General features: G+C 54.8%; 14 protein-coding genes. 5 read left to right on the forward strand and 9 right to left on the reverse strand.

Annotated features, from left to right (window positions below):
• Window positions 1-17: 17 nt before the first annotated feature.
• The 7 genes from CVU69_08695 to CVU69_08725 form a co-directional block, all read right to left on the reverse strand.
• On the reverse strand, window positions 18-278 hold the full coding sequence (locus CVU69_08695) for a GIY-YIG nuclease family protein (GenBank protein PKN12277.1): 261 nt from the start codon (window positions 276-278) through the stop codon (window positions 18-20).
• 20 nt (window positions 279-298) lie between these two features.
• Window positions 299-1,072, reverse strand: coding sequence for a thioester oxidase (locus tag CVU69_08700; GenBank protein PKN12258.1), 774 nt, complete (start codon window positions 1,070-1,072; stop codon window positions 299-301).
• A 53-nt stretch (window positions 1,073-1,125) separates the two neighbouring features.
• Window positions 1,126-1,791, reverse strand: coding sequence for a hypothetical protein (locus tag CVU69_08705; GenBank protein ID PKN12259.1), 666 nt, complete (start codon window positions 1,789-1,791; stop codon window positions 1,126-1,128).
• The gene (locus CVU69_08710; protein ID PKN12260.1) at window positions 1,784-2,368 is read right to left on the reverse strand and encodes a DUF3750 domain-containing protein; all 585 of its coding nucleotides are present in this window, start codon (window positions 2,366-2,368) and stop codon (window positions 1,784-1,786) included. The genes CVU69_08705 and CVU69_08710 overlap by 8 nt, the downstream gene beginning before the upstream one ends.
• A gap of 82 nt (window positions 2,369-2,450) precedes the next feature.
• On the reverse strand, window positions 2,451-3,035 hold the full coding sequence (locus tag CVU69_08715) for a DNA-3-methyladenine glycosylase I (GenBank protein ID PKN12261.1): 585 nt from the start codon (window positions 3,033-3,035) through the stop codon (window positions 2,451-2,453).
• Between the two features lie 10 nt (window positions 3,036-3,045).
• Window positions 3,046-3,648, reverse strand: a complete 603-nt coding sequence (locus CVU69_08720; GenBank protein ID PKN12278.1) for a DedA family protein — start codon at window positions 3,646-3,648, stop codon at window positions 3,046-3,048.
• Between the two features lie 157 nt (window positions 3,649-3,805).
• The gene (locus CVU69_08725) at window positions 3,806-4,975 is read right to left on the reverse strand and encodes a hypothetical protein (GenBank protein ID PKN12262.1); all 1,170 of its coding nucleotides are present in this window, start codon (window positions 4,973-4,975) and stop codon (window positions 3,806-3,808) included.
• 189 nt (window positions 4,976-5,164) lie between these two features.
• Here CVU69_08725 and CVU69_08730 point away from each other — a divergent pair, with 189 nt between their 5' ends.
• Window positions 5,165-5,956, forward strand: a complete 792-nt coding sequence (locus CVU69_08730; GenBank protein ID PKN12263.1) for a carbon-nitrogen family hydrolase — start codon at window positions 5,165-5,167, stop codon at window positions 5,954-5,956.
• Window positions 5,957-6,111: 155 nt separating this feature from the next.
• The gene (locus tag CVU69_08735) at window positions 6,112-6,675 is read left to right on the forward strand and encodes an elongation factor P (protein PKN12264.1); all 564 of its coding nucleotides are present in this window, start codon (window positions 6,112-6,114) and stop codon (window positions 6,673-6,675) included.
• A 114-nt stretch (window positions 6,676-6,789) separates the two neighbouring features.
• On the opposite strand, the gene CVU69_08740 is transcribed toward CVU69_08735, so the two are convergent.
• The gene (locus tag CVU69_08740; protein ID PKN12265.1) at window positions 6,790-7,860 is read right to left on the reverse strand and encodes a twitching motility protein PilT; all 1,071 of its coding nucleotides are present in this window, start codon (window positions 7,858-7,860) and stop codon (window positions 6,790-6,792) included.
• 69 nt (window positions 7,861-7,929) lie between these two features.
• Window positions 7,930-9,690, reverse strand: coding sequence for a hypothetical protein (locus tag CVU69_08745; GenBank protein PKN12266.1), 1,761 nt, complete (start codon window positions 9,688-9,690; stop codon window positions 7,930-7,932).
• Between the two features lie 105 nt (window positions 9,691-9,795).
• Here CVU69_08745 and CVU69_08750 point away from each other — a divergent pair, with 105 nt between their 5' ends.
• The 3 genes from CVU69_08750 to CVU69_08760 all read left to right on the forward strand — a co-directional run bounded on the left by CVU69_08750 (window position 9,796) and on the right by CVU69_08760 (window position 12,693).
• Window positions 9,796-9,999, forward strand: coding sequence for a hypothetical protein (locus tag CVU69_08750; GenBank protein PKN12267.1), 204 nt, complete (start codon window positions 9,796-9,798; stop codon window positions 9,997-9,999).
• Window positions 10,000-10,228: 229 nt separating this feature from the next.
• Entirely contained in the window at window positions 10,229-11,509 is a 1,281-nt protein-coding gene (locus CVU69_08755) for an ATP-dependent helicase (GenBank protein ID PKN12268.1), read from the forward strand.
• A 131-nt stretch (window positions 11,510-11,640) separates the two neighbouring features.
• A complete protein-coding gene (locus CVU69_08760) occupies window positions 11,641-12,693 on the forward strand; it encodes a threonine aldolase (protein PKN12269.1) in 1,053 nt (350 codons plus the stop codon).
• The last annotated feature ends 329 nt before the right edge of the window (window positions 12,694-13,022 follow it).

Consider the following 13,022-nt stretch of genomic DNA (forward strand, 5'->3'; position numbering starts at 1 on the left):
AAAGAGCGAGGTTCCCGTCAGGGGGCCTCGCTCTTTTGCTGTAATAGAAAGTGCTCCTTTTCTGCGCGTTTCAATTTTTTGATAAAACCTTCTCGGCGGCTGGCAGAAGCGCGGCTGTGGTCTGCTTCAAGGTAAACCACCTGCAACGGCTGCCGCCCGCGAAAATATTTTGCGCCGCGCCCGTCGACATGCTGTTGAAAGCGCCTTGTGATATCCGTCGTGATCCCGGTATAAAGGGAGTTATCCGAGCAAAGGAGGATATAGACCTGCCAGTTCAGTGTGGACGGCGTTTCTATCCTCATAGCGACGCAGAAACTTTCCCCACCGGTGCAATATAGATGGTGAACTCCTTCTCCCCGTCAACAGCCAGCAGTTCATCCGCCAGGGTCTGGTTGTAGGCGGCGATGGCGCAAGTGCCGGCCTTGATGGCGGCGCAGGCGAGATAAAGATTCTGGCAAAGATGGCCGGCATCAAGAGCGATGACTTTGTAGGAAGCTTCGCCATAGCGCCATTCGGTTCGTTCCGGGAGGACGGACCAGAGAAAGGTGGCTGCCGCCTGACCACAGAATCGTTGGCCGCGACTGGCAGCAACGAGGCGAGCCGGCAGGTTGTCGATCTCACGCAGGTGGACAAGAGCATGTTCCAGAGGGAGATAACGATACAGTCCGCTGGCGAGATCTTCGACGTGAAGAACAGCAAGATAAGTCTCGAAAGGGTGACGGCAGCCGGCCGAGGGAACGGTGCGCAGTACTGCTGCCGTGTGGAGCGTTCCCCTTACGCCTTGTGTCGCCCAAAGGAGAAAGGCGAGTTCTGCGAGGGTCAAAGGCTCCCCTGTAAAGTGGCGATGACTCTGGCGGTCGGCAATGGCGTCTTCGAGATTAAAGGGAGGTATCAACCAGCTTGCACGGTCGGGTAGGGGAATGATTCTGCTCCCGGCTGGAAAGGTTTTTTGCACCGGTGGCCGGGGCAGACCTTGCGCTTGAGGGGTGCTTTGGAAACTGACTTCGTCCCGGATCCGGTCGCTGAGGAAGTAGCGGCCGCTGGTTGTTGTGATGAGCGATTCTTTTTTCATTTCATCATCCTGTTTTCTGCCTGCAAAGCTATTATATCCAGGAACCAGAGAACTTACGCATCCTTGCCAAGTCGGTCGCGGCGCCGGTGCAACATATTCATCGCGACGACAATCAGTACGATGGCGATGACCAGGGCCCAAGGGGCGAACCGGTTGACGGTAACTGCCCATTCGCTGAGTTCGTTCAACAGCAGTGCCCAGATGGCGATGGCGACATAGGTCGAGCTCAGCACAACGACGAGGTTTACCCAAGGGCGCAATCCGATCAGGAAGCCGATGATGGCCCCCACCACTGGGCCGCTCATCCAGAACGGGACAAAGACGAACAAAAATAGACCGGCAATCCCGAAAGGCCGGACCATGCCACCTTGAGACTCAGCGGCGTGTTGTATGCGCGTGATGAAGGGCTTGAGGGCGCGTAACTGGATCAGTTGCCGCGAACTCAATGCGAATAACGGATACACCACGAGGACCTGTATGGTCTCGACCAGTATATTGAAGGGCACAACCTGGGCATGACTGTAGCCATTCGCATAGCCGAAGCTCATGCCCGCTCCCCGGCCGATAAATAAGTTAAGCCCGGTCATTGCCGCATAAGGAAGAACTTTGTCGGGATACAGGTGTCCGGCAATTCCGAACGCCAGAAACATCAGTGCTGTCAGCGTCAGGCCGATGGCGAGGAGTCGGCCTTCGATGCTGGAGAAAAGTGATTCACTCATGGTTTTCTCCTACGCCTTGACTGGCATAACCACTGCCGATAGCCGAGAAGGGGAGCTCCAAGCCGAGCTCAGGGACCTCTTGCGCGATCCAGGCAGTGAAGGTGTTGCTGTTCGGACCGGGAAAGACTTTGTAGGTTTGCGGCCAGGGGTAACTCTTTGCGGCGCGATTGACGGCTTCAATTAATCCATCCACGCCTTCCCCGTGAAATTCTTTCAGGAGCGCAGGCTCTTCCCCGTACCAGAAGCGATCCGGAAGATCCTGCTCAATCCGCATCACCGGGAGTCCCCGCGACTGCCGCCAGCCGATAACTTCATAGACGGTGTAGGAGGCGGCAGCGGTCGGTTTGGCTGCAATCCAAGTATGGATCGCAAACCAGCCGCGCCACCCCCACGCTCTTGCCCCGTAGATCAGGAGGACTGCTTTTTCATGGGTGGCGGGATCCGGAGCAATTCCGGCTGATTCACGGCTGGCGGTTCGCCAGTCCTGTGAACTGCAGGAGGTCAGACAGAGGAGGAGCAGAGCGCAGAGAAAGAGCGATGCAAGGCGATTTTGACGCTGCGCTAAGCGAGAAGGCATACGGTTATTTCTCTCCGGATTTTGATTGTTATGGCTTGGAATAGGGATAAGGCAAGAACCGGGGTAAGCAATAAAGTCCAGATCATCCTCCTCCCCTGCATTCCCGGTAGCGAAAACAATCGATCATGTGATCGTTGACCATGCCGATTGCTTGCATCATGGAATAGCAGATGGTTGAGCCGACGAACTTGCAGCCGCGGGTCAGCAGTTCTTTACTGAGACGATCCGACACAGCGGTGCGGGTTGGCAGTTCCGCCAGGGTTTGCCAGCTGTTTTGTCGGGGGATGCCATCGACAAAGCGCCATAGAAAGGCATCGAGAGAGCCGAATTCGTGTTGAATCTGTAACACTGCGCGGGCAGTGTTGATCGAGGCCGACACCTTGAGTCGGTTCCGGACGATGCCGCTGTCCTGTAACAGTTGTTCACAATCGGTCGCGCTAAAGGCGGCGACCGTGGCGATGTCGAAGCCGGCGTAGGCGCGGCGGTAGTTCTCGCGCTTCTTCAGAATCGTCAGCCAACTCAGGCCGGCCTGCGCTCCTTCGAGGATGAGCATTTCAAAGAGGCGTTGGTCGTCGTGCACCGGCACGCCCCATTCCCGGTCATGGTAGGCCAGATAGTGCGGATCGCTGCTGCACCAGCCGCAGCGCACCAGGTTGTCAGCTTTCATATGACCTCCCTTACTTTTTACCGTAGCGGCGCTGCCACCAGATATAACCGACGATCAGGGCGCCGCTGGCGATGACCACCCAGAGGAGTGCCTGGTGGGAATACTGCATGATCAGCTCCTGGTTCTCGCCGATAATATAACCGATCCAGGCGAGGATGGTGCACCAGATCCCTGCGCCGGCAAGGGTGTAAAGGGAGAAGCGGAGATGATTCATACCGGAGAGGCCGGCAGGAATGGAGATGAGGTGGCGGATAACCGGCAACAGGCGGCCGATGAAGGTGGAGATCTCACCGTGGCGCTGGAAAAATGTCTCCATTCGTTGAAGCTTCTCCGGACTGATCAGCACATATTTGCCGTAACGGTAAAGGAGAGGGCGGCCGAGGTGCTGGGCGGCAAAATAGTTGGCGTAGGCGCCAACCAAGCTGCCGACGGTGCCGGCGAGAATTGCCAGACCGATATGCATCTTCCCCTGCTGGGCGAGGTAGCCGGCCGGGGGCATGACCAGTTCGCTCGGCACCGGCACAATGGAGCTCTCCATCGCCATGAGTAGGAAGATACCGGGATAACCGAGATGGCCTATTGTTTCAACCAGCCAGTTAAGTAGTGCGTGCATGAAGCCTCCGAGATGAAAGTGCAAGAAAATCGACCACCCCCAGCCTCTCCTTAAAAAAGGAGGGGGCTTAAAGCCTGAAGTCCCCCTCCTTTTTTAAGGAGGGGTTAGGGGTGGTAGGGGTCAGCTTGAAAGCTTAATGTAAAAAGTCAAATTTGCCTCAAAGAAAGTTCGTAATCAAATGATCATAAAGAAGCCAGCCGTTCAGATCGAAGTACCAACGTCCGTCGGCATGGTGGAGTCGATCCCCGCAGCGGGCAATAGCGTTCGGGAAGACCTCGACGATGTTGCGGTTGAATTGCTGTGAAAAGCGCATGTCACTGACCCCTTCGGCGGTGCGCAGGCCGAGGTAAAGAGTCTCAGCCATGGCGAGCTGTTGATCACAGACTTCGATGGAGATTGCTGTTGTCTCTCCACCCGCCAGCTTCTTGCGGTAAAGTTCGAGGTCGTGCGGGACCGAAAGGCGCTCCCCCCAACCATTGCCGCGGAGCGAGTGAGCGCCGACACCGAGGCCGAGGTAGGGGTGCCGGCGCCAGTAGCCAAGGTTGTGGCGGCATTCATAGCCGGACCGGGCAAAGTTGGAGATTTCGTAGTGGCGAAAGCCGGCTTTGGTCAATTCTGTGTTGACGCAGAGATAGGCAGCAGCGGCGGCGTCCTCGTTGGGGAGCGTCAACGTCCCGGCCGCTTCCATTTGTGCAAAGGGAGTTCCCTTCTCGACGGTGAGGCCGTAGCATGAGAGATGCTGGGGTTGCAGCTCAAGGAGTTGGGAGATCTCTGCCCGCAACTTGTCGAGATCCTGCCCGGGGAGGCTATAGATGAGATCAAGGGAGAGGTTGTCGAAACCGGCGCAGCGGGCAGCGGCAATGGCATCGAGGCTGTCCTGACGGGAGTGGACGCGGCCGAGTTTCGTCAGATCTTCGTCGGCAAGGGCCTGGATGCCGAGAGAGAGGCGGTTGACTCCGGCACGGCGTAATTTGTCAAGATAGCGGGGGGAGACGGTCCCCGGGTTCGCTTCGAGGGAGATTTCGATCGTACCGGCAAAGCCGAAGGTGGCGCGGGCGGAGTCGAGAACCTCTTTGATTCCCTGAACCGGTAGGAGGGAAGGGGTACCGCCTCCGAAGAAGATCGAGGTTAACGGACCGTCCCACGACTTTGCCGACTTCCGGAGTTCTTGTGTCAGGAGGGCTGGGTAGCTTTCGACCTCCTGCCTACTTTGGGGGACGATGGAGAAGAAGTCACAGTAGGGACATTTGCTGCGACAGAAGGGGGTGTGCAGATAGAGGCCAAAGCCGCCCTGTACTGATTGAGCAGCCGAGTTGTCGCACACCATAAATATCCTGAGCAAAAGGGGGGGGGAGACGATTCACCGTGTTATTTTTACTCTTTGCCGCGGTTTAGAGTCAAGGGAAAGAGGGGCGAAAGGGTTCTCTTCATTTGTTGAAAAATATTGCGGCAGGAGCGGTTGCTGTCTATAATGTCAAACTTTGCAACTCTGGTTAACTCCCCGGGAGATTTATTTATGTCGCCTCATACTCTGAATGTCGCTGCTGTTCAGTTTAATATCCGTCTCGGTGATATTGAGGCCAATTGGCAAGCTGCGACGCAGGGGCTGCGGAGTGTCGCTGCGCAGGGAGCCAAACTTGCAGTGCTGCCGGAGATGTGGAGTACTGGCTACGATTATCGCCAACTCGCAGAGTTGGCGACGCACACTCTCGGAATCTTGACGCGACTGCAGGCTTTGAGTACAGAACTCGGGCTGACGATTGTCGGCAGCCTGGCTGAGCCGGACGGCGACAAGGTCTGCAACACCGCCTGGGTCATCGATCAGGGGGAGATCGTCGGCAAGTATCGCAAGCTTCATCTCTTTTCGACCATGGGGGAGGATCGTTATCTTCACGCCGGTGAGCAGTATCTGGTTGTCGAAACCAGCGTTGGCCGTCTCGGTATCGCCATCTGCTACGATCTCCGTTTTCCGGAACTCTTTCGCCGCATGGCTCTCGATGGCGCCGAAATTATCTGTCTCCCTGCCGAATGGCCGAAACCGCGGCAAGAGCACTGGCGCACCCTGTTGCGCGCCCGCGCCATTGAAAATCAGCTCTTTGTCGTCGCCGCCAACTGCTGCGGAGTGCAGGGGAAACTTGATTTCTTCGGCATGAGCCTCCTCCTTTCCGCTCGCGGCGAGGTGCTGGCGGAAGCCGGCGAAGTCGCTACCTGTCTTGTTACCGAGTTCGACTTTGCCGAGATGGAAGAATACCGGCAGCAGATCCCCTGTTTTCGTGACCGGCGCCCGGAGATCTACGGGCAACTTTGAATCTTAAGGGCGGTTCACACGGATAGCGCGGATGAAACGGATAAAAGACCGATAAATCAAAGGGATAATCCGTTCAAATCAGATTTTACCCTCTGGTGAATAATGTTATTTAAAATAGGCCCTATGCAGGCCATCTTCAAGAAACGGAGTTTTTCATGTTAACCACCGCTGATTTCAAACGCGGGCTGGTCTTCCAGCTCGATGGTACCCCTTGTATTATCCTTGATTACACCATGCAGTCGCCCTCGGCCCGGGGTGGTAATACCCTGGTCAAGACCAAATACCGCAACATGCTGACCGGTCAGGTTCTGGAAAAGGCCTTTAAATCCGGGGATAAAGTCGACGAGGCCGATTTCGAACGGCGCAAGGGACAGTTCCTGTATGCTGCCGGAGACGGCGGCGTCTTCATGGATCTCGAAAACTATGAGCAATTCGAGATTAACGAGGAGCTCTTTGCGCCGATTGCTGGATTTCTCGTCGATGGCCAGGAAGTGCAACTAGGTGTCTTCCAGGGGCGGGTGGTCAGTATCGATCCGCCGATGATCGTCGAACTACTGGTGACCGAGACAGCGCCGGCGATCAAGAATGCCACTGCCACCGCCCAGACCAAAGAAGCAATCCTTGAGACCGGCCTGCGCATTCAGGTACCCGGCTATCTTGAATCGGATGAAAGGATCAAAGTCGACACCCGCGATGGCCGCTTCGTCTCGCGCGCCTGAATTTTGAACATTCCATAAACGACAAAAAGGGACGCCACTTCATCTGGCGTCCCTTTTTGTCGTTGGTAGATGTGGACTTGTGTGACCGCCCGCCTATGTGCTGCCCGTTTGTCCTTAGCTGGTAAAGGTAAGCTTACGTTCTAAATCCATCGAGTGGGAGAGACGCTTGGCGTCAGCGATGGTGATCTTATCATCCTGAAAGAGCTGGACCAGATGCTGGTCGAGGGTCTGCATCGAGTACTGAGTCTGGCCGTTTTCAATATGTTTTTCGATCTCGTCGAGGCGGCCTTCACGGATACAGGCTTGAATCGTCGTAGTGCTGCGCATAATCTCCACCACCGGCAGAATATTGTCGCCAGTCTTGTCTTTGACCAGGCGCAGGGAAATGGTGGCAACCAGAACATCGGCGAGGCGTTGGCGGACGATTTCCTGACTCTCTGGAGGGAAGTTGCCGATAATCCGGTGGATGGTCGAGACAGCCCCCTGGGTGTGCAGGGTGGACAGGACGAGATGGCCGGTTTCGCTCGCTTTCATGCAGCTGTCGATGGTCTCTTTGTCGCGCAGTTCGCCGACCATGATGACATCGGGATCCATGCGCAGTGCCGACTTCAGGGCCTTGTCGTAACTTTCGGTGTCGATGCCGATCTCACGTTGAATGATACAGCTCTTGTTGGAGGTAAAGAGAAACTCGATAGGATCTTCGATGGTGATGATGTTGTAGGTAAAATTCTCGGTTAGATAGCGCATCATCGCCGCAAGAGTCGTCGATTTGCCATTGCCGGTCGGGCCGGTGACCAGAATCAGGCCGGTAGGCGACTTGACAATCTCGGCAAGAACATCAGGCAGGTTCAACTCTTCGAAGGTGCTGATGTAGGGGGGGATGACACGCATGACAATGCCGAAGTGGCCACGCTGGCGGAAGATGCTGACGCGGAAACGTCCTCCGTTCGGCAGGGCATAGGACGTATCAATTTCATGCAAATTCTTATCAAGGGTTTTGCCATTGAATTCGAGAATGGTGTTAACGATGAATTCCGTATCCTTACCGGTCAGTAGCGGCAGTCGCGAGCGGATAATCTGTCCTTTGCCACGGAAGAAGGGAGGATTATCGACTTCGAAGTGAACGTCAGAGACTTTTTTCTGGAAAGCGATTTCAAGAATCTGATTGAGAGTTTTGGCATCCATGATCGGCATCCTGTCTTATAAGCGTTATCAGCTGGATAATAATGCACATTTATTGAGTAATGAGCAAACTCAAACTGCCGATTTTTTTTGCCGCAGAACTTTTTCCAGGACCAGTCCGGCCGTCTTGGCGAGAATGGAAAGACGTTCACATTGGCCGTGTGCGGCGTGCCCCAGACCGTAATCGCCATAGACGACAGCGATCGTGCGATTATCGACGAGAATCGGCAGCAGGAGGATCTTTTCGAGGCGGGGCGGTGTGGTTGCTGTCTCGGCAATAATTTGAAAGTCCTCTGGAATGCCCCAAAATGTTTGACCGCTTGCGACCACATCGGCAAAAGTTTTGATATCGTTGATGGAAATTTTTGATTTCAGGGGAAAAGGACCGATTCCTTCGACTTGGCGGTCACGATCAAAACCCCTCTCAGCAATTAAATGATCTTTTACAACGACAAAAGTCTGGCCGCGGGTAAAGGTTGCAGCAACAAACTTTAGCAGGGTGGGTGAAATGTCGGCTGGCTCGGTTATGGTCTCGAGAGACTTCAGGGTGGAGATGAAGAGTTTATCCATTTTGTTGACTGCAGAAGAAGCAGGTTTGCTCAACCAGCAGTGCAACGCCGTCAATAAGGCGATCGTGTTTTCAACGATTTTATCCGGGGCGGAATCGGTGATTCTTGGTAATATTAATTGACTGCCCGCTGTCAGCATGCGCAGAGCAAATGCGCACTGCTCGGGGGCATAGAGTTGAATGGTCACGAGTTCAGGATAGATCTTGTTCCGTTTGGAGAGAAGGGCAAAGAGGTCGTTCTGGTTGTGATTTTCATTAGGTGTGTCGATCACCAGCAACGGCGTCAATTCTTTAGCCAAAGCATTTTCAATAAGTAGATCGAGACTTTCTTCGGCGTCGATCATAAAGAATGAGCGACCGCTCCGTTTGCACAGGGTGCTGATCGCCCCTTTGAGTAAACGGTCACAACTGAAGAGGATGAGGAGTTGGCCGTCACCCCCACTTTTTTTCTCTTCTGGTGGAGTCAACATTTCAATGGCAGCAAGGAGGTTGAGCCGATCATCGCCCGAAATTTCTCCCAGATCGATCTCTTCTATGGACTTCTGCTTGATGAGGGGGACGTGCAGTCCTTTAAAGACATCGGGGATTTTCTTTTCAAGGTGATCAAGGACATCGAGCCCGAGGATATCAGAAGAGATGTGCATCCCCGGAGCTTCTTCCTGAACTTCTTCGGCTATGAAGGTTGATTCTGTAGCAGGATTTTCTTCGACGTTGTCAGGGAAGATGCTTCCGCTGGTAAGGTTGCCGTCACGCATTTTTTCATCATAGATGCGCAGCGCGTCCATTAAAACATTTTGTGTGTTGGCGCAAAAATCTTTTTTAAATCTTTCCGGAAGATACTGATAATCCTCAGAAAGAGAGACATCATCGACATCGACGGTAAAGGTCCCGCCGTCCCAGGTGAGAATGTCGATGATCGTCATGACGATCAAAGCTTCCAGCCCCTTAAAAGCAAGCTCTTTGTCAATCTGTCCTGTTTCGATCAGCATAGCGACCAGCGGTTGGCGTTGCTCGCCGGCCTGTTTCTGCTCCTCTAGTGTCTGCTGAAGGAGTTCCGGCGTTATCGCGTTCATACTGATCAGTACCTGACCAAGACGCACACTGTTGTTGCTGTGGTTGGCGCAGATAATGTGACCGTCACTAAAGACCAGTCGGCTTTCTCCCTTGCCTCCCACGAGTTTGAGTGTCCCGGATTTTCTCGTTGAATTCAGGAGTTGAACGATGTCGACAATAGGCAGATGTTCAAGATCACCGGAAAAGGACATGAGCTGAATACCTCTCGGTTACAGGAGAATAGAAATAGGGAAAATTACAGAACTGTTTTAAGAAAAACTACGGAAGATTGCAAGGAAATCCTCACAAATTTCTGAATGATAATCTCAGGGGCAACGAATCTTCAAAAAGAAAAGCTTGTTATTTTCGAATATATCAGGTATATTCGCTATCCGTTTCAAATGACAGCAACAGGCGCAACCCTTTTTCTGTCCCATCGCTCACTGACCCCCCATCTCTGCACGGCTTCCTTTCTTAAAGAATCCCATGGCAGCACCGCTTGGTTGGCGATCGATACTTGAAGTCAGGACCGTTCTTTTTCGCGGCCGCCTCATGCACCATTGCCAATCCTGAAGTATTCTACCGGCCAATCTTTTTGCGTTAACGGCTTCTCCGTTAGGGCAGTGATTGTCGCCGTGATTATCTTCTATTGCCTGTCGTAATTGTTCGTTTACGCAGCGGCACCGGCGGTATCTTGCCACCCCATTCAACCCATGACTGCCGTATCGGTATTCTTGGGAAAGGAAACACATGTCTTTTTCAGAGTTTAACTTGTCCGAACCGATTCTTCGCGCCATCACCGAGTGTGGTTATACCACCCCGACCCCGATCCAGTCCCAGTCGATTCCGCAGATTATTGCCGGTCGTGACATTCTCGCTTCAGCCCAGACCGGCACCGGCAAGACGGCTGCTTTCATGCTCCCCGCTCTGGCACGCTTGAGCGAATTTAAGAAGGGTTCCTCCGGTTCGCCGCGCGTTCTGGTTTTGACCCCGACCCGTGAACTCGCCGCCCAGATCACTGATGCCACGCGCAAATATGGCCGCTATCTGCGCGTCAAGAGCGCTGTCATTCTTGGTGGCGTACCGTACGGCCCGCAATTTCGTGACCTTTCCGGTTCCATCGATCTGGTTGTCGGTACGCCGGGGCGCTTGATCGATCACCTTGATCGCGGCAGCCTCAAACTCGACCGCGTTGAACTCCTCATTCTGGACGAAGCCGACCGTATGCTCGATATGGGTTTCCGTGATGCCGTCGACCGGATTGTCGCTGCTGCGCCGAATGCGCGTCAGACCCTCCTCTTTTCCGCTACCGTCGATCGCGAGACTGCGGCTCTGGCCAGTCGTCTCCTCACCGATCCCCTGCGCGTCTCGATTGCCAGCACCCAGGTCTCGCAAGCGCAGATCGAGCAACGCCTGCATGTGACCGACGACCTTTCCCACAAAAAACGTCTCCTTCATCACTTTGCCTCCGATCCTGAATGCGGGCGGACCATCGTTTTTACCGCTACCAAACGTGATGCCGAAGCGCTGGCGATCGAACTTTCCGGCAAGGGGCATCGTGCCGCTTCCTTGCATGGCGACATGGGGCAGAGCGCCCGCACTCGTGCTGTCCGCGATCTTAAGGATGGCCGCGTCCGCATCCTCGTTGCCACCGATGTCGCTGCCCGTGGTCTTGATGTCAATGGCATCAGCCATGTCATCAACTTCGATCTTCCTCAAGCTGCCGAAGATTACGTTCATCGTATCGGTCGCACCGGCCGCGCCGGCGCCACCGGTATCGCTATCTCCTTTGCCGGCAGCCGTGACGATCAGCAGCGCCTGGAGCGCATCGAACGTTTCATCGGCAAGCGTTTGCCGCAGACGACGATCGAAGGGCTCGAACCAACCCGGCCGATGGCGCTCGACGGCAAGAAAAAAGTCTATAATCGCAACGACCGGAATAATTACGGCAAGACCCCGGATTATGGCCGGCGGCAGGAGGGCGGTGCCAAGCGGAATCCTTACGGCAACCGTCGTTCATCCGCCGCCTAATCACAACTGATCGATAAGCTAACAAAAAGCGTCCGAACGGTTCCAATCGTTCGGACGCTTTTTTTACCTTTTGCCGTTGCTGTCGAGTTGTTGTAGTCTTGCTCTTATTTTTCCCTTTCAGGAGCCCTCCCATGGAAGAAGTGCAACTCGTCGTGTCGCGCTATCAGTTTGCCAGTGACAACTACGCCGGAATCTGCCCCGAGGTGTTGGAGGCGATGGTGGAAGCCAACGTCGGTCATCTCCCCTCCTATGGTGCCGACCACTGGACCGAACGCGCCTGCGACATGCTCCGCGACTTCTTCGAAACCGATTGCCAGGTCTTCTTCGTATTCAATGGCACCGCCGCAAATTCCCTCGCTCTCGCCAGCCTTTGTCGCTCTTATCACAGTATCATCTGCCACGAGCTTGCTCATATCGAGACTGATGAGTGCGGCGCTCCGGAGTTCTTCTCCAATGGCACCAAGATCCTCCTTGTCCCCGGCGAGCACGGCAAGGTCGATCCGGTGGCAATTGAGCACGCGATCACCCGCCGTAGTGATATCCATTATCCCAAGCCCCGTGTCCTCAGCGTCACCCAATCGACAGAGCTCGGCACGGTCTACACGCCACAGGAGCTCACCAATCTTGGCGATCTCTGTCGCCGGTACGGACTGCGCCTGCATATGGATGGTTCCCGTTTCGCCAATGCTCTGGCAACGTTGCAGGTGGCGCCGCGGACCCTCACCTGGGAGGCCGGCGTCGATGTTCTCACCTTCGGAGGGACCAAGTGCGGCATGGCTGTCGGCGAAGCTGTCGTCTTCTTCAATCGCGAGCTCGCTGAAGAGTTTGACTACCGCTGCAAGCAGGCCGGCCAGCTCGCCTCGAAGATGCGCTTCCTCGCTGCACCCTGGGTGGGGATGCTGCGTGGCGGCACATTGCTGCGCCATGCCGCCCACGCCAACGACTGTGCACAACGTCTCGCTGCCGCGGTCGCAGCTCTTCCCGGTGTCAAGGTTGTCCATCCCTGTCATGGGAATGCTGTCTTTTTGTCGTTGACGCCGTGCCTTATCGATGGTCTGCGTGCCCGCGGCTGGGTCTTTTATACCTTTATCGGCAGCGGGCAGGCCCGCTTCATGTGCTCGTGGAGCACGACCGCGGCGGATATCGATGCCCTCGTTGCCGATTTTCGTGAGCTTGCAAGATGAAGTAGAAGAGGGGGCCAAATCGGCCGCCTCAGATCACTGACAACGCCGTCCGGATGTTGTTTGAGTTCGTCCTGGCAGAAGAAACTCTACGACAACAATCGTCAGGATGAACCCATGAAAAATCAGGAAAAAAACAAAATCCCCACCAAATGGCAGGGACTTTGTCAGCAGTCTGAGGCCCGGAAGATAACTTCTTCCGGGCCCTTTTTCATTGTTGCATGAGGTTTTTATTGAAGCTTACGCCCCGCCGCCCTCTTTGACTTCGAGGGGGGGATTGATTAGCGACTTGATCAGTTCGCGGTTCATGCGGCTGATAAAGGTTGCCTTGA

The organism is Deltaproteobacteria bacterium HGW-Deltaproteobacteria-4 (assembly GCA_002841765.1).
Lineage (GTDB): Bacteria > Desulfobacterota > Desulfuromonadia > Desulfuromonadales > UBA2197 > UBA2197.

Excerpts from the sequence above, each read along its gene's own strand:
- CVU69_08705 (PKN12259.1), bottom strand. The coding sequence starts at position 1,791 with ATGAGTGAATCACTTTTCTCCAGCATCGAAGGCCGACTCCTCGCCATC.
- CVU69_08730 (PKN12263.1), top strand. The coding sequence starts at position 5,165 with ATGTCGCCTCATACTCTGAATGTCGCTGCTGTTCAGTTTAATATCCGT.
- CVU69_08755 (PKN12268.1), top strand. The coding sequence starts at position 10,229 with ATGTCTTTTTCAGAGTTTAACTTGTCCGAACCGATTCTTCGCGCCATC.
- CVU69_08725 (PKN12262.1), bottom strand. The coding sequence starts at position 4,975 with ATGGTGTGCGACAACTCGGCTGCTCAATCAGTACAGGGCGGCTTTGGC.
- CVU69_08760 (PKN12269.1), top strand. The coding sequence starts at position 11,641 with ATGGAAGAAGTGCAACTCGTCGTGTCGCGCTATCAGTTTGCCAGTGAC.
- CVU69_08710 (PKN12260.1), bottom strand. The coding sequence starts at position 2,368 with ATGCCTTCTCGCTTAGCGCAGCGTCAAAATCGCCTTGCATCGCTCTTT.
- CVU69_08735 (PKN12264.1), top strand. The coding sequence starts at position 6,112 with ATGTTAACCACCGCTGATTTCAAACGCGGGCTGGTCTTCCAGCTCGAT.
- CVU69_08715 (PKN12261.1), bottom strand. The coding sequence starts at position 3,035 with ATGAAAGCTGACAACCTGGTGCGCTGCGGCTGGTGCAGCAGCGATCCG.
- CVU69_08720 (PKN12278.1), bottom strand. The coding sequence starts at position 3,648 with ATGCACGCACTACTTAACTGGCTGGTTGAAACAATAGGCCATCTCGGT.
- CVU69_08745 (PKN12266.1), bottom strand. The coding sequence starts at position 9,690 with ATGTCCTTTTCCGGTGATCTTGAACATCTGCCTATTGTCGACATCGTT.
- CVU69_08750 (PKN12267.1), top strand. The coding sequence starts at position 9,796 with ATGATAATCTCAGGGGCAACGAATCTTCAAAAAGAAAAGCTTGTTATT.
- CVU69_08740 (PKN12265.1), bottom strand. The coding sequence starts at position 7,860 with ATGGATGCCAAAACTCTCAATCAGATTCTTGAAATCGCTTTCCAGAAA.
- CVU69_08700 (PKN12258.1), bottom strand. The coding sequence starts at position 1,072 with ATGAAAAAAGAATCGCTCATCACAACAACCAGCGGCCGCTACTTCCTC.